Below are 19886 nucleotides of genomic sequence, written 5' to 3'. Positions count from 1 at the left end.
AATATCTGATTGCGTCATGAGGACACCCATATGCAAACCAAACTGCTGATCAACGGCCAACTCGTCAACGGCGAAGGCCCGGCCCAATCCGTATTCAACCCGTCCCTGGGCCGGGTGCTGGTGGATATCCACGAAGCCAGCGAAGCCCAGGTCGACGCCGCCGTGCGCGCCGCCGCCGACGCTTTCGAAAGCTGGTCGCAGACCGCGCCGAAAGACCGCTCCCTGCTGCTGCTGAAACTGGCCGACTCCATCGAGGCCCATGGTCCGGAGCTGGCGAAACTGGAATCGGACAACTGCGGCAAACCCCTGAGCGCCGCCCTCAACGACGAGATCCCGGCCATCGCCGACGTGTTCCGCTTCTTCGCCGGTGCCAGCCGCTGCATGAGCGGTTCGGCGGCGGGCGAATACCTGCCCGGCCACACCTCGATGATCCGCCGCGACCCGGTGGGCGTGATCGCCTCCATCGCGCCGTGGAACTACCCGCTGATGATGGTCGCCTGGAAAATCGCCCCGGCCCTGGCCGCCGGCAATACCGTGGTGCTCAAACCCTCGGAACAGACCCCGTTGACCGCCCTGCGCCTGGCCGAACTGGCGGCGCAGATCTTCCCCGCCGGCGTGCTCAACCTGGTCTTCGGCCGTGGCCCGACCGTGGGCAATCCGCTGGTGACCCACCCGCAGGTGCGAATGGTCTCGCTGACCGGTTCCATCGCCACCGGCTCGCACATCATTTCCAGCACCGCCGACAGCGTGAAGCGCATGCATATGGAGCTGGGTGGCAAGGCCCCGGTGATCATCTTCGACGACGCCGATATCGACGCCGCCGTGGAGGGCATCCGCACCTTCGGTTTCTACAATGCCGGCCAGGACTGCACCGCCGCCTGCCGGGTCTACGCCCAGGCCGGGATCTACGAGAAGTTTGTCGAGAAACTCGGCGCGGCGGTCAGCACCATCAAGTACGGTTTGCAGGACGATCCGGAAACCGAGCTGGGCCCGCTGATCACCGCGCAGCACCGTGACCGCGTGGCCGGCTTTGTCGAGCGCGCACTGGCCCAGTCGCATATCCGCCTGGTCACCGGTGGCAAGACGGTGCCCGGCAATGGCTTCTTCTTCGAACCAACGGTCCTCGCCGATGCCCAGCAGGATGACGAAATCGTCCGCCGAGAGGTATTCGGGCCGGTGGTGTCGGTGACGAAGTTTTCCGATGAAGCCCAGGTACTGGGTTGGGCCAACGATTCGGATTACGGCCTGGCATCGTCGGTATGGACCGCCGACGTCGGGCGCGCCCACCGTCTGGCGGCCCGTTTGCAGTACGGCTGCACCTGGGTCAATACCCACTTCATGCTGGTCAGCGAAATGCCCCATGGCGGGCAGAAACTGTCCGGTTATGGCAAGGACATGTCCATGTACGGGCTGGAAGACTACACCACCGTGCGCCATGTGATGTTCAAGCACTAAGTACCAACCCACCAAAACAATACCGAACCGGGACGGGCCGTCATGGCCCGGCCACGGTTTCGGACACCTGAAATCTGCCGATTTTCCGGAGCAATACCGTCATGACTGCACAACCCCATCTCGGCGCAGCCGCCGACAGCGATGCCGAACAGCTGCGCAAACTGGGCTACACCTCGAACTTCAATCGCAGCATGAGCCTGTGGGAAAACTTCGCCCTGGGCTTTACCTACCTCTCGCCGGTGGTCGGCGTCTACACCCTGTTCGGCCTGTGCCTGGCCGCCGGCGGCCCGCCGATGTTCTGGGCCTATCTGCTGGTGGGCTGTGGACAACTGCTGGTGTGCCTGATCTTCGGTGAAGTGGTCTCGCAATTCCCGATTTCCGGTGGCGTCTATCCGTGGGCCCGGCGCCTGGTGGGTAAACGCTGGGCGTGGATGGTCGGCTGGATCTACTCCATCGCCCTCTGTGTGACCATTGCCGCCGTAGCCGTGGGTGCCGGCCCTTACCTGGCGGCGATGCTCGGTTTCGAACCGAGCAACAATACCAATATCGTCATCGCCCTGGTGCTGACACTGTTCGCCACCCTGGTCAACCTCAGCGGTACCAAGGTCCTGGCGCGCATCGCCATGTTCGGCTTTCTCTGCGAACTGGTCGGTGCGGTGATCGTCGGCGTCTACCTGCTGGTGTTCGAGCGTCACCAGCCGATCAGCGTGCTGTTCAACACCTTCGATATCCGCGTCGACGGCTCCTACCTGCCGGCGTTCCTCACCGCGTCCCTGGCGGGCATGTTCCTCTACTACGGCTTCGAAGCCTGCGGCGATGTGGCCGAGGAAACCCCGAATCCGAGCAAGCAGATCCCGGTGGCCATGCGCATGACCATCTATATCGGCGGTATCGCGGCGATGTTCGCCTGCCTGGCGCTGATCCTCGCCGTACCGGACATGCAGGCGGTGATCAACGGCACCGACAAGGACCCGGTGACCACCATCCTCAACAATGCCTTCGGCAGCGTCGGTTCGAAAGTGGTGATGGGCGTGGTGATGATTTCCTTCATCTCCTGCGTCATCAGCCTGCAAGCAGCCGCCAGCCGTCTGCTGTACTCCTACGCCCGGGATGAAATGGTCATCGGCAGCAGCCTGCTCAAGCGGCTTTCACCGACCACCCAGGTGCCGGTGGCGGCACTGTTCGTCTCCGGCGTCCTGCCGGCGCTGATCATCGCTCTCGGTTTCTTCCTGCAGGACGCGGTGGCGACCATCGTCAGCTTCGCCGCCATCGGCATCTACCTGGCCTTCCAGATGATCGTTCTGGCCGCCCTGTTCGCCCGGGCGCGCGGCTGGAAACCCAGCGGCAAGTTCACCCTGGGCGCCTGGGGCCTGCCGGTGAATATCGGTGCGCTGGTCTACGGCGTCGGCGCCATCGTCAACATGGCCTGGCCGCGCACCCCGGATGCGGCGTGGTACATCAACTACGCCATGGTCCTGAGCACCGCCATCGTCATCGGTCTCGGCCTGCTCTACATGTGGCTGGGCAAGCCCTATGACCGTGGCACTGCGCCGGCGGGCGATGCCTGGAAAATCGGTCGGTAACGGCAAGCGTTGGTAAGTAGCCAAAAACCCCTTGGGTGATCGGTCCTCCGACCACCCGGGACCAGTAAAGAAAAAATCAATAAATGATCTTTATATAGATCTTAAAGCCACCTTAAGATCCATATAAAGATCATTTATTGTTAAGTCCGAGTAAATGTTCTAGGGTTAACGCTATCCATTCACTCCAGGCTTTACACCCCCGATGACCGTTCGCAGTTACTCCCCCGCCAGCCTTGATGCCCTGCAGGTCATGGGCCACGTCATCCGTCTCAAGCGCAAGGAGCGGGGACTGACGGTGCAGGCGCTCGCAGACAAGGCAGGCGTGTCGCGCGGAACGGTTCAGCGTATCGAACACGGTGATCCACGATGCGAAATCGGTGTGGTCTTCGAGCTGGCGACCCTCCTGGGCATCACACTGTTTTCCGATACGACCCCCTTGCCCCATCTGAACACCTACCTGGATGCCAAAATCGCCGTGCTACCGAAAAGGATTCGCACACCGACAAAAAAGGTAAGCAATGACTTCTAACACCGATCAATGCTTTGTCTGGCTGTGGCTGCCCGATGAAACAGAACCCGTGGTCGCGGGAAACCTGGTTCGTGATAAAAGTCGTTTCGTATTCGTGTACGGCAAAAGCTATCTGGCACGAAAAAACGCCATCGCGCTTAACCTGCGCGAACTGCCGCTGGGCACCGAGGTCATTGAGCCTATCGACTCCATGACCATGCCCAGTAGCATCCGTGATGGTTCACCAGACGCATGGGGGCGGCGAGTCATCATCAACCGGCTGTACGGCAAGCAAGGCGCAGCCGCTTATAACCAGGACCTGGATGAGCTTACCTACCTGATGGAGTCAGGCTCGGATCGTATCGGAGCTCTGGATTTCCAGACATCCGCCACCGAATTCGTCCCCAGAAACTCCAGATCGGCGACCCTGGATGAGCTGATGCAGGCAGCGGACCTGGTGGACAAGGGAGTGCCTTTACCTATCGATCTCGACCAGGCGCTCAACCACGGGACCTCCATCGGAGGTGCGCGCCCCAAGGCACTGATCGAGAGCAACGGGCACAAGTACGTCGCAAAATTCTCAGCGTCAAACGATCAGATCAACGTCGTGAAATCAGAATTTATCGCCATGAAGTTGGCGTCCCTGACCGGTATGAATGTCGCACCCGTGCGGATGGAGCGGGCTCTGGGCAAGGACGTGTTGCTCATCGAGCGCTTTGACCGAACGGCTACGGAAAAAGGCTGGACGAGAAAAATAATGGCGTCGGCACTGACGCTGTTCGGGCTGGATGAAATGCTGGCACGCTACTGCAGCTATGAGCAATTGACCGACATCATCCGTGCCGACTTTACCGATCCGAAAGCCGATCTCAAGGAACTGTTCTCACGACTGGTCTTCAACATTCTGTGCAGCAATACCGACGATCATGGGCGTAATCATGCTGCATTTTTTGATGGAAAAGCTTATCAACTGACGCCGGCCTACGATATCTGCCCACAGATGCGTTCGGGAACCGAGGCCACACAGGCCATGCTGATACTGGGCAACAATAACCAGAGTCGACTCTCCGTTTGCCTTGCCGCACGGGAAAAGTTTCTACTCGAAGAAGCCCAGGCACTGGAGATCATCGAACAGCAGCTGGAGGCGATAGCCATCTATTGGTCGAGTGTCTGCGCCGAATCGGGTATCAGTGAGATCGACCTTCAAGTCCTGAAAAGCCGACAGATGCTGAATCCTTATGCTTTTGAAGGGCTGTCCGGGAATGCCGAACGCGTGGCCAATCAAGCAGAACGTATTCGCCGCTCGCTCTAGCGCTGATCCAGCACCTCGCCAAAATGCCCCATATAACGATCATAAAATCACTTTATGATCGTTATATGGATCACTTCTGAAAAACAAATCAAATTTAGAACAAATCGATTCAGAGTAATGACGGCACGCTCAGCTCAAAACCGCGAAACGCCCTCCATCACATTCAACAGGCAGCCCAGCGCATTGCGGTCCTCTTCCGACAACGCGCGATAACGCGCCACCAGTTGCAGTTCCTCATCGCTGAGCTTGCGCACCCTGGGTCTGGGCGCGGCCCTGAAGGTCCAGAGAAACAGCATGAAACCGAAGATACTTCGCTGCTTTGACATGGACGCCTTCCCTCTGTGACAGGACCGGAATCGCCTGGAAAAACCGCCTCAGACTTAGCCTAAGGGTAGGAACAATCCGAATTCACCTAAGATCATTTCGAAATTTCCAGAAGGAAAATCTCCTTAACTGTGCAGGGCAGCCCACTGGTATCCCGATGATGACAGGTGAATATCCTCCGAGCGGGCTCATTCATACCGCACCACCTCAAATGCTTCCTCCACTGCCGGCGCTTCGAAATAGCGGGAAATCACCTCGAACTCGGCCTCGGTGGTCTTGAACGGGTGATCGCCCGTTTCATTGCGGACCTTCAGGCGCGCCTTGCACACGTCATCGCCCACATCGAGAAAATGCAGCCGATGGGCAACGCCCGCGCGCTCAAAGACCGATCGGGCCCAAAGCCGGCTGGCCACGGTATTGGACGGAAAATCGAGCACCACCGAGATCCCCGCTTTCAATAGTGCAACGAGATGCTCGGCCAAGGCCCCGCGCAAGCGGGTGGCGCAGCGCACATAGTCGGTGATCTCGCTGATTTCTCCCGGATACAGCCGCGCGAGCCAGACGTCCTCGCTGATCAACACCGTCGAGGGTGTCGCTGCCAGATGTTGCGCTAGCGTCGATTTGCCTGAACCGATCTTTCCACAGACCAGGTGCAGGGTCGGAACAGTATCATCAAGGCTACGGGTTTCAGGTTGCGACATTTCAATCTCCTTTTGACGTCCAGTAACCCAGAGAGGCGGCCAGAAAAAACCCGCCTCGGTGGGCGGGTTTCGGGTGTTTTCAGAACACGCGTCAGCCCACCCTCGGATCGAGGGTGGGAATAATCGAGATGTTCAGATGTGAGTTCATGAAACCGACCTTATTCGCTCAAACGCCTTACGGCAAGCTTCCAACCCTCAATCACGCAAATCCGACTCATGAATCGGCTGATCGCGATGGGTCGCACGCTGATACTGCGCCGGCCAGATCGCCTTGCGCCCTCCCAGGTCATCGTCGGCATGCAGCGGCCAGTAAGGGTCGCGCAACAACTCACGGGCCAACAGGATCATATCCGCCTGGCCGGTGCGCAGGATATGCTCGGCCTGGGCCGGTTCGGTAATCAATCCGACGGTACCGGTGGCGATATCGGACTCCTTGCGTACGCGCTCGGCAAAACGGGTCTGATAACCGGGACCCGTGGGGATTTCCGCATTGGCAGCGGTGCCGCCCGAAGACACGTCGATCAGGTCGACACCCAAGGCTTTCAGACGCCGCGCCAACTCCACCGTTTCGTCCGGATTCCAGCCGTCTTCCACCCAATCGGTCGCCGACACCCGCACAAACAGCGGCAACTCGTCAGGCCAGACCGCCCGCACCGCTTCGGTCACCTGCAATACCAGGCGGATACGATTTTCGAAGGAGCCACCGTATTGGTCACGGCGCTGATTGCTCAAGGGCGATAGAAACTGGTGCAGCAGATAACCATGGGCCGCATGCACTTCGACTACTTTGAAACCAGCAATCAGTGCCCGCTTGGCGGCCGCGACAAACGCCTGGATCACCTCGGCGATCTGGCTCTCGTCCAGGGAGGTGGGCGATGTGTGCTGCGGATCGAAGGCAATCGACGAAGGGCCGACCGGGGTCCAGCCTCCGTCCTCGGGCTTGACGCTGCCATGCTTGCCCAGCCAGGGTCGATGGGTGCTGGCCTTGCGCCCGGCATGGGCCAGCTGGATCCCCGCGACCGCGCCCTGGGCGGTGATAAACCGGGTGATACGTTGCAGCGGTTCGATCTGTTCGTCGTTCCACAGGCCCAGGTCCTGGGCGGTGATCCGGCCATCGGCGGTGACCGCGGTGGCTTCGGTGAAAATCAGCCCGGCCCCGCCCACCGCCCGACTGCCCAGGTGGACGAGATGCCAATCGTTGGCGAGGCCGTCGACACTGGAGTACTGGCACATAGGCGAGACCGCGATGCGGTTGAGCAGGGTCAATTGGCGAAGGGTATAGGGTTCGAGCAGCAGACTCATGGGGCACCTCTCAAATCAAGTGGGCTGGCTCCAGGGTTCTGTTAGAACGTCGGCAAGTGACAAGAGTGGTGGAGAACCGCCCCCCAGCGGGTAAAAAACAGGACGACGTCACAAGACCATTCAGACAGTGCTTACAGACTAGTCGACAACGGCACAGGCGGGAGGGTTCAGCGGATTTAAACCGGCTGAATCGCCTGTAACCTGCCCTCATAACATCGATCAACACGGTCCCTGTAGGAGCCGGCTTGCCAGCGATGGCGTCCGGGCAGGCGATGCAAGACCCAAAGGCCTCATCGCCGGCAAGCCGGCTCCCACGGAAGACGGACCGCATCCCCTCAACAGGTCTCAGCGCGGCTCGATATGGGCAATCATCAACTGCACGCTTTCCTTGCCACGGAACTCGTTGAGGTCGAGCTTGTAGGCCAGCTCCACCCAGTCGACCCGCGCGTTGGTCCACAGCTCCGGATCGATACCGAAGGCAATACCATCAAGCTTCAGCGAACCGCATTCGCTTTTCAGCACCACCTTCAGATGCCGCTCGCCGACGATGCGTTTTTCCACCAGTTGGAACACACCATGGAACAGCGGCTCGGGGAAATGCTGGCCCCAGGGACCGGCATTGCGCAGCGCCCGGGCCAGTTCCAGGTTGAACTCCTCGATGGCCAGCGAACCATCGGTCTGCAGGCGTCCGGTCAGGTCGTCTTCCGACAGCTGACGGCGCACTTCGGCGTCGAAGGCTTCGGCAAACAACGGGAAATTTTCCTGGGGCAGGCTCAGACCCGCCGCCATGGCGTGACCGCCGTACTTGCCCATCAGCTCCGGGTATTGCGCCGCCACCACGCTCAAGGCATCGCGAATATGGAATCCCGGCACCGAACGGCCGGAGCCCTTGAGCATGCCATCGCCCGCATCGGCAAAGGCGATGGTCGGACGGTGATAACGCTCTTTCATTCGCGAGGCGAGGATACCGATCACCCCCTGGTGCCAGTCCGGCTCGAACAGGCACAGGCCGAACGGCATCGACTCCAGCGGCAGGTCCTTGAGCTGGGCCAGCGCTTCGCGCTGCATGCCCTGTTCGATGGACTTGCGGTCCTTGTTCATCTCATCGAGCTGGCTGGCCATTTCCAGGGCCAGGGCCGGGTCCTCGCAGAGCAGGCATTCGATGCCCAGGCTCATGTCGTCCAGGCGCCCCGCCGCATTCAGACGCGGGCCGAGGATAAACCCCAGGTCGGTGGAGGTCAGCCGTGAATGGTCGCGCTTGGCCACCTCCAGGATCGCCTTGAGCCCCGGCCGCGCACGCCCGGCGCGAATCCGCTCGAGGCCCTGGTGCACCAGGATGCGGTTGTTGGCATCCAACGGTACCACGTCGGCGACGCTGCCCAGCGCCACCAGGTCGAGCAGTTCGCCGATATTTGGCTGCGGCGCGCTGGCGTACCAACCCAGGCTGCGCAAACGCGCACGCAAGGCCATCAGCACGTAGAAAATCACCCCGACGCCGGCCAGGGCCTTGCTCGGAAACTCGCAGCCCGGCTGGTTGGGGTTGACGATGGCATCGGCCGCCGGCAATTCGCTGCCGGGCAAGTGGTGGTCGGTGACCAGCACCTGAAGCCCCGCCGCCTTCGCCGCCTGCACACCCTCGATGCTGGAAATGCCGTTGTCCACGGTGATCAGCAATTGCGGCTCGCGCTGCAAGGCCACGGCGACAATTTCCGGAGTCAGGCCATAGCCGTATTCAAAGCGGTTCGGCACCAGATAGTCGACATGGGCCGCGCCCAGCAGGCGCAGGCCCAATACCCCGACCGTGCTGGCGGTGGCGCCGTCGGCATCGAAGTCGCCGACGATAAGGATGCGCTGACGCTGCTCCAGTGCAGTCACCAGCAGGTCCACCGCCGCGTCGATGCCCTTGAGTTGCTGGAAGGGAATCAGCCGCGCCAGGCTCTTGTCCAACTCGTCCTCGGATACCACGCCACGCGCGGCGTACAGGCGGGTCAACAACGGCGGCAGATCACCGAGAAACGGCAGTGTGGCGGGCAGCGGGCGGGGTTCGATACGCATGGGAATAATTAACCGCGCTCGCCCATCAGCCATTCCAGCTGGACTTCATGCTGGCCACGATCGTCGGTGACGAAGATCGTGCCTTCGCTGATCATCACGTCCCACTTGATCACCCGCGGCATGTCCTTGGCCAGGGTCTCGAGGATTTCCTGGGGCACGGCGGCGATATTCACGTTCTTCAGGTTCTTCACCGCGTCGACCACCTTGGTCTGCCAGACCCGCAGGCTGCCGTAGGCCAACAGGCTGGTACGCTCGGTACGACGGGAGCACCAGGTCAGGCGATCGGCGTCCGGCTGGCCGACTTCGATCCAATGCAGTACACGATCATCCAGGCTCTTTTCCCACAGTGCCGGCTCATCCACTTCCGACAGACCCCGACCAAAGGACAGCTGCTCGTTGTACCAGAAGGCGTAGGCCAGCAGACGCACGGTCATGCGTTCCTCGGTTTCCGACGGGTGGCGGGCGATGGTCTGGTTGACGCTCTCATAGACCCCGCGATCCAGGTCGGTGAGGTTCAGGTTGAATTTGTAGGTCGTGGACGGCTGGGCCATGAACAGGGCTTCTAAGGACGAGGAAAGGCGGCCAGTCTAACCGATACGCAGGGCAAGCAACGACTGCTCGCAGTTATGCGGATGGCGCCAGCCATGATAAAAGGCTCTATTGCCCCGTGTTGTCCTACAGGATCTACCATGCCGCTCACCGCCAAACCCCTTTCCGGCCTGAAGGTCATTGAGCTCGGTACCCTGATCGCCGGCCCTTTCGCCTCCCGCATCTGCGCCGAATTCGGCGCCCAGGTGATCAAGGTCGAATCGCCGGACGGCGGCGACCCGCTGCGCAAATGGCGCAAGCTCTACGAGGGCACCTCGCTGTGGTGGTTTGTCCAGGCGCGCAACAAACAATCCCTGACCCTGAACCTGAAACACCCGGACGGCCTGGCCATCCTCAAGCAGTTGCTGAGCGACGCGGACATCCTGATCGAGAACTTCCGCCCCGGCGTGCTGGAAAAGCTCGGTCTCGGCTGGGAAACCCTGCATGCGCTGAACCCGAAACTGGTGATGGTGCGCCTGTCGGGCTTCGGCCAGACCGGACCGATGAAGGATCAACCGGGCTTCGGCGCGGTCGGTGAGTCCATGGGCGGCTTGCGCTACATCACCGGCTTCGAGGACCGCCCACCGGTGCGCACCGGGATTTCCATCGGTGACTCAATTGCCGCGCTCTGGGGCGTGATCGGCGCGCTCATGGCCCTGCGTCATCGCGAAGTCAACGGCGGCAATGGCCAGGTGGTGGACGTGGCCTTGTACGAGGCGATCTTCGCCATGATGGAAAGCATGGTCCCGGAGTTCGATGTGTTCGGCTTTATCCGCGAGCGCACCGGCAACATCATGCCGGGGATCACGCCCTCTTCGATCCACACCACGGCCGATGGCAAGCATGTGCAGATCGGCGCCAATGGCGATGCGATCTTCAAGCGCTTCATGCAGGCCATCGGCCGCAACGACCTGGCGGACGACCCGGTACTGACCAGCAATGATGGCCGCGACAGCCGGCGTGACGAACTCTATGGCGTGATCGATCGCTGGGTGAACAGCCAATCGCTGGACGCGGTGCTCGCCACCCTGAACCAGGCCGAGGTGCCGGCCAGCCGGATCTACAGCGCCGAAGACATGTTCAGCGACCCGCAGTTTCTCGCCCGGGAAATGTTTATCCAGGCCAAGCTGCCCGACGGCAAGGCTTTCAAGATGCCGGGGATAGTGCCAAAACTGTCGGAGACCCCGGGCTCCAGCGAATGGGTAGGACCGGAACTGGGCGAGCACAACACCCCGATATTGGCTAGCCTCGGTTATGACGCCGCGCAGATTGCCCGCTTGCGCGATAGCGGCGCTATCTAGGGTGCCGTGGTGGCAAGACTTTGACCTGACTGCGCAGAAGGTATGGACCTCATGAGTCCTCGATTTCTCTGGCAACACGTGCTCTGTCGACGACCAGCCCTCGCCCTGCTGGCGGCGCTCGCCTGCGCCCTGCCGAGCGTTGCCGAGGCCAAGGACACGCTGATCTGGTTGCTGCGGGACCTGCCGCCACTGACCATTTTCGACGGCCCGCAAAAAGGCCTGGGCGCCATCGATCAGCTGCGCCAGCTGTTGACCGCCGCCATGCCCGAGTACGAGTACACATCCTTCCGGGTCAACCGCGCGCGGGCCATGCAGATGCTCGCCGAGCCTTCGTTCACCTGCGACCCGGTCCTGCTCTGGACCGCGGAGCGAACCAAGAAAATTGTCTTCTCGATTCCCAGCCTCGGCCTGGCCAGCAACGGGCTGGTGGTACGCCAGGAGGACCGTCGGCTGATCGAGCCGTTTGTCCAGGACGGTGAGGTCGACCTCGCCGCCCTGCTGGCCAGCGATCAGCTCAAACTGGGGATTGTCGCTGGACGCAGCTACGGCCAGTCGATCGACGATCTGTTGCAACGGACAGCCGCGACCCACCTGACGCCGCATTTCGGCAACGATGCCCTCGGCAACCTGTTGCAAATGCAGCGTCTCGGACGCTTGACCGCGCTACTCGGCTACTGGCCGGAAGTCCGCTACCTGGCCCAGCAACAAGGTATCGCCACCGAGAGCCTGGCGTTCTATCGGCTCAAGGGCACCGCCAAGTACCAGTTCATTCGCGTCGGTTGCTCGGACACGGAGCAGGGGCGCACGGCTGTCGCGCACATCAACCAGATCCTGCGTGAAGTGCGCCAGCATCAGTTGCTCGATTTCTATGTGCAATGGCTCGACCCGCAACAACGGGACAGCTATCGGGAAGACGCCAGGCAGTTTTTCCTGGCGCCTGAGGACCAGTGACAAACGCCAGACAAAAGAAACCCCGAGAAGTGGGGAAACGACTCGGGGTTAAACGTGGCCTACAAAGACCAGTACGACAAGCTACAAGCACCGGAGCACAATGCCTGATCCTGCCGTTATAAATCTGACACCCCTTTCGGAAAAAAGGTTCCCCAAAAAATTCTACACTCGAGCCGAGCGGAACATCTTGTCCTCAGCCGCATGACGCAAGGCCGCGATCACGCAGGGTTCCAGGCGTCCTTCGGCAATGCGCAGGTCGCGATGCAGCCCATCGACCACATCGGTCAACAAACGCTTGTCGTTGAGTTGCGCCTGGCTGATTTCACGGGTCAGCAGGATCAGGCCGGCGCGACTGTTCACCGTCAGCAGACACTCACCCTGACTTCCCGAGGGCGTCAGGGTGACGGGATAAGGACTCAATGCTTCATTCAGCAACAGACTGATACTTTCCATCTCGATCACCACTCAATAGTCAAAACCCGACAGGTCAAAAACAAGGGGGCTGGAGTCAAAGACCGCCAGTCAGAGAAGAAAGTTCGTCAAGCCAGCTAACCTGATATCGGTAGAAGCCGCGCCTCAAGACGCTGCGTCTACCGTTCCATTGCGAGCATGAACGAGAAAGATGACAGAGAGAAAACAACGAAATTCAGCGTCCCCGCCGCCTTTGCGCATCATCCTGGCAGACGATCATCCGATTTTCCTGATCGGCCTGCGCGCCGTCCTCGAACGCGATCCCGGACTGAGTGTGGTCGGCGAGGCCAGCTCGCCAGAGGATCTTCTGGAGCTTCTGCAACGTTGTACCTGCGAGGTACTGGTCACCGACTTCATGATGCCGGTCGAACAGCAGAGCGACGGCCTGCGCATGCTTGAAAGCGTGACTCGGCAACACCCGCAACTGCCGGTCGTGGTGGTGACCATGCTCAACAACGCCGGGCTGTTCCGCTCCATTCTCGATCTCGGGGTCATGGGACTGCTGAGCAAGGCCAGCCTGGCCGCCGAGCTGCCGGAGGCCATCGCCCAGGTCCGCCGCCGACGGCCCTATGTGGCCAACTCGATTCGCCAGACCCTGGCGCTGGCCGGCGAGGTCGGCGAACACCGCCTGGGCGACCAGGAGCAACTTTCACCCCGGGAGCTGGAGGTGACACGCCTGCTGGCGGCCGGGCGCACCGTCGGTGAAATCGCCACGCAGTTGTGTCGCAGCAAGCAGACGGTGAGTGCGCAGAAGGTCAGCGCCATGCGCAAGCTCGGCCTGTCCAACGATGCGGCGTTGTTTCTCTACCTGCAGGAACATGGCCTGGCCTGAGTGGGTCGGACGCTACAGATTGACGCTGTGCAGGGCGGCGTGTTTCAAAGGCCCGGCCAAGGGGTAAACCGGGCCGAACCCCGCCACTTCAAGCCAGGACAAGAGTTCGGCGCGGCTCATGGACACGGCGACGAAGTCCCCCTGAACCAGCGAGTCGCCCAGGGCCATGACGGCCTGGTAGTCGCTTTCGCTCTCGATCCCGCCGAGCACCACCTGCAAGTTCATGCCCCGCGCCATGCGCAAGGCTCCGGCGACAATCGCCGACTTACGTGAATCCGCGGCCATCCCGACCACGAAGGGCGCGGTGATCTTCAGTTCGGTGAAAGGCAGTTCGAGCAGGCGCTGCAGGCTGCCGCCGCCCATGCCGAAATCGCCGGCGGACAGCTGGCAGCCCAGCATGCGCAACCTCAGCAAGCCTTCAGTCAGCGCAACGCTGCTGCTGGACTCGGCGCTTTCCAGTACCTCAAGGGTCAAGCGCTCGGCGGGTAACTCGAAGCGCTCCAGCAAGGCCTTCAGCCGCTCGGCGAAGTCCAGTTGCTCCAGCAGGCTCCCCGGAATACTCACCGCCACCGGCAAGGCCTCATCCGTGGCGAAACGTACCTCGGCCGACAGACTCACCGCCAACTCCAGCACCTGCCAGATCAGCGGCTGCGCCAGCCCCGCGTACTCCAGCACCGGCATGAAACTGCCAGGCAGCAACAGGCCTTGCTCCGGATGCTGCCAGCGCGGCAACACCTCGACCCCGGCGACTCGACCGTCATGGGTCAGCTTGGGCTGAAAGTGCGCGGTCGCGTATTTTTCGATAGCCGAAGCCCCGGCGCAGGCCTGGAGTTCGTGCAGCGACAGCAACTCGCAGACCTGGGCCAGCGGCAGGCCAGGGCGCTGCCGGGCGAAACGTTGCTGGTAGCTTGCCAGCAAGTCCGCCAGGGCCGCGGCCGACGCCGGTTTGCGCAGGCAGCCGAGGACATGCAGCCCCTGCTGGCGTGCCATATGCGCAGCCCCCTCGAGCACCTCCTGCTCGGCACTGCTGAGAATGATCAGTGCCTGCGCTTCCCGCCCCTCGGCCAGGGAACGAATCAACTCCAGGCCGTCACCCGCCTCCAGTTGCAGGTCGCAGATGGCCACATCGATAGGGCCGCGATTGGCCAACGACTGGCGTGCACTCTCGACGTTTTCCGCCGTCAGCACATCAAATACGCCGGTGGCATTGAGCATCTGGTGCAGGGCCATCAGTTGAAAAGAGTTGTCTTCAAGAATCAGGACTTTGAGTGCGCGCATCGAGGGTCTCCACAAAATGAGGCGGTCGTGGTCCGCAATGACCCTCGACTTTAATCAACCGCCCACCCGCGCCCCATAGGACAAGTCCTAAAATGCCGGGATATCCGCCTGCAGATGCGGCTCGATATCCTCCAGCACCCGTTCGATGGCCTGCTTGAGTGCCTGCCAGTCCGCCGCCACCCGTTCGTTGGACTTGAGCCGCACGCAGCTGTCGAGGTCGGCGCAGGCATGGGCCAGGGCGATGGCATCGATCAGACAGGCGATGCCCTTGAGCCGATGGACCGCCACCGCCAGGCCTTCCCAGTTGTGCAACTCGGCCGCGACCTCCAGGGCCCCGCGCTCCTGTTCGAGATTCTTGCGCAGCTCCAGCAACATGCGGCGCATGACCTCGGCATTGGCACAGGTCATGGCGCTCAGGGCCTGAATATCAAAGGAACGCCCGGGCACGATGCTCGCCAGCAGTTGCGCCAGCTCGTCCAGGGAAACCGGCTTGACCAGCAGTTCGGTCATGCCCGCCTGCAGGCAGCGTTGGCGTTCGTCGCTCATGGCATTGGCCGTGCAACCGACCACCGGGCACGGCGGACGCCGCTCCTCGGCCTCGATCCGGCGTATCGCCTCGGCCAGCGCATAGCCGCTCATGTCCGGCATATTGCAATCGGTGATCACCAGATCGAACGGTTCCTGCTGCAAGGCCTGTAACGCCGCCTCGCCACTCTGGCAGGCAACGACCTGCTGGCCGAGAAAGCTCAACTGCTGCTTGAGCACCAGGCAGTTGGCGGACAGGTCGTCGACAATCAACACCTTGAGCGACGGCAGCCGAGGCCTGGACTCCTCCACTGCGGCAGGCGCGGCCGGGGCCTGCTCCACGGGCTTGAGCGCCAGCTCGATACGTACCCGCGTGCCGTCTCCCGGCCGGCTCAACAAGACGATACTGCCGCCCATCAACTCCACCAGTTGCTTGCAGATACTCAAGCCCAGGCCCGTGCCGCCATATTCTTCATCGGCCTGACCACGGATCTGGACAAAGGGCGCGAAGAGCGTCTTCTGCTGTTCGAGGCCGATCCCCTTGCCGCTGTCTTCGATGCTGATGCGCAGGGTTTCCAGGTCCGCGGTGCACGACACACTGCGCACGTGAATGTGCACGAAGCCCTCGGCGGTGAATTTCAGCGCATTGCCGATCAGGTTGTTCAACACCTGGCGCAAACGGAGCGGGTCGAACCAGTAATCCCCCTCCAGCCCTGGCTCCACCTCCAGGCTCAGCTCAATGCCCTTGCCCCGCGCCGCGGCCTCGAACAGTTGCAGCACGCTTTCCAGAAACCCGACCAGGGAACCGGCACGCAACGCCAGGTGCATGCCGCCGGCCTCGATCTTCGCCAGATCGAGGCTGTCGCCGATCAAGGCCGTCAGTTCCTGCGCCGATTGATACGCCACCTGCAGCGCCTGGGAGAGTTCCTGTCCATTGGCCCGAGCCTGCTCGCGCTCGAGTTCGAGCAGGCCGATGATGGCCACCATGGGGGTGCGGATCTCATGACTCATGGTGGCCAGGAACGCGCTCTTGGCCTGGTTGGCCTGCTCCGCCTGCTGGCGCGCTTCCATCAGCTGGGCCTCGAGCTGCTTGCGTTCGGTGATGTCGATCCAACCACCGAGCAGTCCCTGCAACTGCGCCTCCGCCGAGTAGAACGGCACCATCCACTGATAGATATCGATCCGGCCGCTGGCGAAGTCGAGCTGGCGGTCCTGGAACAGCGGCTGCTGGGTCTCGAACAACTGGATAAACTCGGCATGCAGTTGCTCCGCGGTGGCCTGGGGCAAAATATCCACTTCGGTGATCCGTCGGCCCTGTACCTGCTCCAGGGTGGTGGCAAAACGTTCCTCGTAACTGCGGTTGCAGGTTATCAGGCGACCGTCCAGGTCGCGCACGAAGATGGGATTGGGGATACCGTCCAGCAAGGCGCGCTGGAAGGCCAGCTGATCGCTGAGCTCCTGTTCGGCCCGGCGGCGCTGGCGAATCTGGACGTTCAGTCGGCGGTTCCAGGCCAGGGACACGCCCCCCAGCAGGATCATCACCGCCGTCAGGCCATAGACCCAGCGCGGCACCCGCTCCCAGACCGGACGCATCGGCGCCACGCCGATCGCGCCATGCCATTTGATCCGCAACGCGCGCAGCTCGGCCACGGGAAACGCCTCCAGGGCCTTGTTCAGGATACTGAGCAGTTCCGGCTCGGTCTTGACCACCGAGAAACTGTCCGCCGACCAGAGTCCCTCGACACTGCGCCCGACCTTCAGCCGTCCGGGTGGATACAGGTAGGCCCGCGTATCGCTCTGGATCGTCGCGGTCGCCTCGCCGCGCTCGACCATCGCCCTGGCCTCCTCCGGCGTCTTCACCGTGATCAGTTGGATATCCGGGTAGTTCTTGCGGATCATCGGCTCCAGCGCATGTTTCTCCGGCATCACCAGCACCCGCCCGGACAACTGCGAGAGCGAGCCGAGGGGCGAGTCGTGCACGCGCACCACGAACACCCAGGCGCTGCCGCCAAAGGCATAGGTGAAGTTCAGGAAGGTCTTGCGCTCGACACTTTCGGCCAGCGTGGTGCTCATCAACGCCTTGCCATCGTGAAGCAGATCGACGCTTTCAGCCGTGGAGCCGGTTTCGCGGAACTCGAACTGCAGGCCGGTCATGCGCGAAATGCGCGACAACAGGTCCGGATTGAGGCCGACCCAACGGTTGTGACCATCCTTGTAGATATGCGGCGGATACGGCTGGGCCACCACCGTGACCTTGGGGTGACGGTCGATCCAGGCCCGCTCCGCGGCGGTGAGACTGATGCGCTGCTGGGTGATGTCCGAGCCGAAGCCGGTGGTCCAGCGGGCGAGGATCTCCCGCCGCGTGGCGTTGTCGGTATTGTCCAGGACCCGCTCCACCAGAGCGCTGAGCACATGATCGGACTCACGCGTGGCAAAGGCGAAGCCAATCGGCGGCAAGTCGCTCTTGTCCTTGATGTGCACGCCCATGTAGGGCCGCAGGCTCTTGTAGGCGCGGACAATCACCTCGTTACCGATAAACGCCTCGACCTCGCCCTGGGACAACGCCTCCAGGGCACTGTAGAGGGTCGGGGCGAGGATGATTTCGCTCTGCGGGTAGGTGGCGTGTACCACCTGGGCGTCGGCGTAACCGTCGAGCAGCACCACCTTCTTGCCGTTCAGATCGTGAAAGCCATGACCGCCGACGCGGCCGACGATCACCGAACGGTCCGGCATATAGTCGCTGGAGAACGTCAACCCGGGCACGCCTCGCTCGTAACCATTGGCACTGGTGAGGATATCGATCTGCCCGCTGCGCAGGGCCTCGACCGCCTGGTCGCGCTCGCCGAAGCCGAGGACCTGGACTTCGACCCCCAGGCGATCGCGGATCAGCCCGACGTAATCGGCACTGATGCCCTGGTAGCGGTTACGATCGTTGGTGATGTCGACGGGTTCATAGTCGGCAACCGAAATCCCCACCCGCAAGGTCCGTTCGGGCCCCAGCCATTGCTCCTCCTCCGGGCTCAGGGACAGCCGGTCGACCTCGACGAACGATGGCGGCAGGCTGAACGGCAGGCCCTGGGCCGCCATCGCACTGACGGGCACGCAGAGCAACAGCCACCCGCACAGACTGGCCAGAACGGATTGTATGGATCGACCCAAAAACACCATGACGAACTACCTGCCCCCTTCGGTCCATTTCAGGAAATGGCAAAAAAACAAGGCAAGTTTGACATGCGAAAACGATAAAGCCCGCCAAGGGGCGGGCTTTAATGTGTGACCGTTCTAGTCTGTCAGAGCGGCTTACCACGGTTACCATGCTGGCTGACAAAGGCCTGGACGACTTTCAAGTCATTGGCCAAGACGGTGCAACGCTCATCTCGCTCAAACAAATCGGAAAGGTGTGCAGGTAGCTCGAGTGCTTTTCCTACGCCAGCCTTCTCCACAGCCTCAGGGAATTTGACCGGATGCGCGGTCCCCAGGATCACCATCGGGATGTCCAGGCTGCGCCGGCACTCACGGGCCGCGCGCACGCCGATGGCGGTGTGCGGATCGAGGACTTCACCGCTCTGGGCGAAGACTTCGGCGATGGTCTCGCAGGTCTGGGCATCATCCACGGCCAGGGAGTCGAACAGCTTGCGCGCTTCGCTCCAGCGGTCCTGGTCGACACTGAAACCGCCACCCTGCTTGAAGGTGTCCATCAGCCCGGCGATGGCCGCGCCGTTGCGCCCGTGCAGATCGAACAGCAGGCGTTCGAAGTTCGACGAGACCATGATGTCCATGGACGGCGACAGGGTCGCGTGCAGGGTGTCCTTGACGTACTGGTTGCCGCTCATGAAGCGATGCAGGATGTCGTTGCGGTTGGTCGCGACGATCAGTTGGCTGATCGGCAGGCCCATGTTGCGTGCCAGGTAGCCGGCGAAGATATCGCCGAAGTTGCCGGTCGGCACCGAGAACGCCACCGAACGGGCCGGGCCGCCCAGTTGCAGGGCGGCGTGGAAGTAGTAGACGATCTGGGCCATGATCCGCGCCCAGTTGATCGAGTTCACCGCGACCAGGCGTGTGCCCTTGAGGAAGCTCTGGTCGGCGAAGCTGTTCTTGACCATTTCCTGGCAGTCGTCGAAGTTGCCTTCGATGGCGATGTTGTGGATGTTGTCGCCGAACAGGGTGGTCATCTGCCGACGCTGCACCTCGGACACCCGGTTGTGCGGGTGGAGGATGAAGATGTCGACGTTCTCGCAGTGCTTGCAGCCTTCGATGGCGGCCGAGCCGGTATCACCGGAAGTCGCGCCGACGATCACCACGCGCTCGCCGCGTTTGGCCAGCACGTAGTCGAGCAGGCGACCGAGCAGTTGCAGGGCGAAGTCCTTGAACGCCAGGGTCGGGCCGTGGAACAGCTCCAGCACCCATTCGTTGCCGTTCAGTTGGCGCAGCGGTGCCACGGCGCCATGGGAGAAGGCGCCGTAGGTTTCCTCAAGGATCTTCTTGAAGTCCGCATCCGGAATGCTGCCGGTGACGAACGGGCGCATGACCCGGAACGCCAGTTCGTGATACGGCAGGCCGGCCCAGGAAGCGATTTCCTCCTGGGTGAAGCGCGGCAGGTTTTCCGGCACATAGAGGCCGCCGTCGCTGGCTAGCCCCGCCAGCAGCACGTCTTCGAAGTTCAGGGCCGGTGCCTGGCCACGGGTACTGATGTAACGCAT

Annotated in this window: 16 protein-coding genes; 7 read left to right on the top strand and 9 right to left on the bottom strand. The window is 61.9% G+C overall.

What is annotated here, in order from left to right; all coding sequences use genetic code 11:
* The first annotated feature begins 30 nt into the window (after positions 1 to 30).
* From HX830_RS08220 to HX830_RS08205, 4 genes are all read left to right on the top strand, one after another.
* Positions 31 to 1455 carry a gamma-aminobutyraldehyde dehydrogenase gene (locus HX830_RS08220; protein ID WP_177099725.1) on the top strand — a complete coding sequence of 475 codons (1425 nt, stop codon included), beginning with the start codon at positions 31 to 33 and terminating at the stop codon, positions 1453 to 1455.
* A 101-nt stretch (positions 1456 to 1556) separates the two neighbouring features.
* Entirely contained in the window at positions 1557 to 3038 is a 1482-nt protein-coding gene (locus tag HX830_RS08215; RefSeq protein ID WP_103494924.1) for an APC family permease, read from the top strand.
* Between the two features lie 202 nt (positions 3039 to 3240).
* The gene (locus HX830_RS08210; RefSeq protein WP_103494923.1) at positions 3241 to 3567 is read left to right on the top strand and encodes a helix-turn-helix transcriptional regulator; all 327 of its coding nucleotides are present in this window, start codon (positions 3241 to 3243) and stop codon (positions 3565 to 3567) included.
* On the top strand, positions 3557 to 4858 hold the full coding sequence (locus tag HX830_RS08205; RefSeq protein WP_177099723.1) for a type II toxin-antitoxin system HipA family toxin: 1302 nt from the start codon (positions 3557 to 3559) through the stop codon (positions 4856 to 4858). The genes HX830_RS08210 and HX830_RS08205 overlap by 11 nt, the downstream gene beginning before the upstream one ends.
* A gap of 134 nt (positions 4859 to 4992) precedes the next feature.
* Here HX830_RS08205 and HX830_RS08200 read toward each other — a convergent pair whose 3' ends face one another.
* From HX830_RS08200 to HX830_RS08180, 5 genes are all read right to left on the bottom strand, one after another.
* Entirely contained in the window at positions 4993 to 5184 is a 192-nt protein-coding gene (locus HX830_RS08200; protein WP_103494921.1) for a hypothetical protein, read from the bottom strand.
* Between the two features lie 186 nt (positions 5185 to 5370).
* Complete coding sequence (locus tag HX830_RS08195; protein WP_177099721.1) at positions 5371 to 5883, bottom strand: AAA family ATPase; 513 nt, start codon at positions 5881 to 5883, stop codon at positions 5371 to 5373.
* 195 nt (positions 5884 to 6078) lie between these two features.
* Positions 6079 to 7185 carry an NADH:flavin oxidoreductase/NADH oxidase gene (locus tag HX830_RS08190; protein WP_103494919.1) on the bottom strand — a complete coding sequence of 369 codons (1107 nt, stop codon included), beginning with the start codon at positions 7183 to 7185 and terminating at the stop codon, positions 6079 to 6081.
* Between the two features lie 345 nt (positions 7186 to 7530).
* Positions 7531 to 9240, bottom strand: coding sequence for a single-stranded-DNA-specific exonuclease RecJ (gene recJ / locus HX830_RS08185; RefSeq protein ID WP_103494918.1), 1710 nt, complete (start codon positions 9238 to 9240; stop codon positions 7531 to 7533).
* A gap of 8 nt (positions 9241 to 9248) precedes the next feature.
* Positions 9249 to 9791 (bottom strand): YaeQ family protein, encoded by a 543-nt coding sequence (locus HX830_RS08180; protein WP_100944687.1) that lies wholly within the window; start codon positions 9789 to 9791, stop codon positions 9249 to 9251.
* 138 nt (positions 9792 to 9929) lie between these two features.
* On the opposite strand from HX830_RS08180, the gene HX830_RS08175 reads away from it, so the two are divergent.
* Complete coding sequence (locus HX830_RS08175) at positions 9930 to 11129, top strand: CaiB/BaiF CoA transferase family protein (protein ID WP_177099719.1); 1200 nt, start codon at positions 9930 to 9932, stop codon at positions 11127 to 11129.
* Between the two features lie 51 nt (positions 11130 to 11180).
* Entirely contained in the window at positions 11181 to 12080 is a 900-nt protein-coding gene (locus HX830_RS08170) for a TIGR02285 family protein (protein ID WP_103494916.1), read from the top strand.
* Between the two features lie 162 nt (positions 12081 to 12242).
* On the opposite strand, the gene HX830_RS08165 is transcribed toward HX830_RS08170, so the two are convergent.
* Positions 12243 to 12533, bottom strand: a complete 291-nt coding sequence (locus tag HX830_RS08165; protein WP_177099717.1) for a DUF3509 domain-containing protein — start codon at positions 12531 to 12533, stop codon at positions 12243 to 12245.
* A 169-nt stretch (positions 12534 to 12702) separates the two neighbouring features.
* Between HX830_RS08165 and HX830_RS08160 the strand changes: the two genes are divergently transcribed.
* Complete coding sequence (locus tag HX830_RS08160; RefSeq protein WP_177099715.1) at positions 12703 to 13383, top strand: response regulator transcription factor; 681 nt, start codon at positions 12703 to 12705, stop codon at positions 13381 to 13383.
* Positions 13384 to 13395: 12 nt separating this feature from the next.
* Here the strand turns inward: HX830_RS08160 and HX830_RS08155 are convergent, their stop codons facing one another.
* The 3 genes from HX830_RS08155 to thrC form a co-directional block, all read right to left on the bottom strand.
* A complete protein-coding gene (locus HX830_RS08155) occupies positions 13396 to 14661 on the bottom strand; it encodes an EAL domain-containing response regulator (RefSeq protein WP_177099713.1) in 1266 nt (421 codons plus the stop codon).
* Between the two features lie 87 nt (positions 14662 to 14748).
* Entirely contained in the window at positions 14749 to 18354 is a 3606-nt protein-coding gene (locus tag HX830_RS08150) for an ATP-binding protein (RefSeq protein WP_442757369.1), read from the bottom strand.
* A gap of 122 nt (positions 18355 to 18476) precedes the next feature.
* Positions 18477 to 19886: a threonine synthase gene (gene thrC, locus HX830_RS08145; protein WP_103494912.1), complete on the bottom strand. Its 1410-nt coding sequence runs from the start codon at positions 19884 to 19886 to the stop codon at positions 18477 to 18479.

It is taken from the genome of Pseudomonas gingeri, assembly GCF_013385425.1.
GTDB lineage: Bacteria > Pseudomonadota > Gammaproteobacteria > Pseudomonadales > Pseudomonadaceae > Aquipseudomonas > Aquipseudomonas gingeri_D.
This window is presented reverse-complemented; position numbering and strand designations above follow the sequence as displayed.

Excerpts from the sequence above, each read along its gene's own strand:
- HX830_RS08220 (WP_177099725.1), top strand. The coding sequence starts at position 31 with ATGCAAACCAAACTGCTGATCAACGGCCAACTCGTCAACGGCGAAGGC.
- HX830_RS08215 (WP_103494924.1), top strand. The coding sequence starts at position 1,557 with ATGACTGCACAACCCCATCTCGGCGCAGCCGCCGACAGCGATGCCGAA.
- HX830_RS08210 (WP_103494923.1), top strand. The coding sequence starts at position 3,241 with ATGACCGTTCGCAGTTACTCCCCCGCCAGCCTTGATGCCCTGCAGGTC.
- HX830_RS08205 (WP_177099723.1), top strand. The coding sequence starts at position 3,557 with ATGACTTCTAACACCGATCAATGCTTTGTCTGGCTGTGGCTGCCCGAT.
- HX830_RS08200 (WP_103494921.1), bottom strand. The coding sequence starts at position 5,184 with ATGTCAAAGCAGCGAAGTATCTTCGGTTTCATGCTGTTTCTCTGGACC.
- HX830_RS08195 (WP_177099721.1), bottom strand. The coding sequence starts at position 5,883 with ATGTCGCAACCTGAAACCCGTAGCCTTGATGATACTGTTCCGACCCTG.
- HX830_RS08190 (WP_103494919.1), bottom strand. The coding sequence starts at position 7,185 with ATGAGTCTGCTGCTCGAACCCTATACCCTTCGCCAATTGACCCTGCTC.
- recJ (WP_103494918.1), bottom strand. The coding sequence starts at position 9,240 with ATGCGTATCGAACCCCGCCCGCTGCCCGCCACACTGCCGTTTCTCGGT.
- HX830_RS08180 (WP_100944687.1), bottom strand. The coding sequence starts at position 9,791 with ATGGCCCAGCCGTCCACGACCTACAAATTCAACCTGAACCTCACCGAC.
- HX830_RS08175 (WP_177099719.1), top strand. The coding sequence starts at position 9,930 with ATGCCGCTCACCGCCAAACCCCTTTCCGGCCTGAAGGTCATTGAGCTC.
- HX830_RS08170 (WP_103494916.1), top strand. The coding sequence starts at position 11,181 with ATGAGTCCTCGATTTCTCTGGCAACACGTGCTCTGTCGACGACCAGCC.
- HX830_RS08165 (WP_177099717.1), bottom strand. The coding sequence starts at position 12,533 with ATGGAAAGTATCAGTCTGTTGCTGAATGAAGCATTGAGTCCTTATCCC.
- HX830_RS08160 (WP_177099715.1), top strand. The coding sequence starts at position 12,703 with ATGACAGAGAGAAAACAACGAAATTCAGCGTCCCCGCCGCCTTTGCGC.
- HX830_RS08155 (WP_177099713.1), bottom strand. The coding sequence starts at position 14,661 with ATGCGCGCACTCAAAGTCCTGATTCTTGAAGACAACTCTTTTCAACTG.
- HX830_RS08150 (WP_442757369.1), bottom strand. The coding sequence starts at position 18,354 with ATGGTGTTTTTGGGTCGATCCATACAATCCGTTCTGGCCAGTCTGTGC.
- thrC (WP_103494912.1), bottom strand. The coding sequence starts at position 19,886 with ATGCGTTACATCAGTACCCGTGGCCAGGCACCGGCCCTGAACTTCGAA.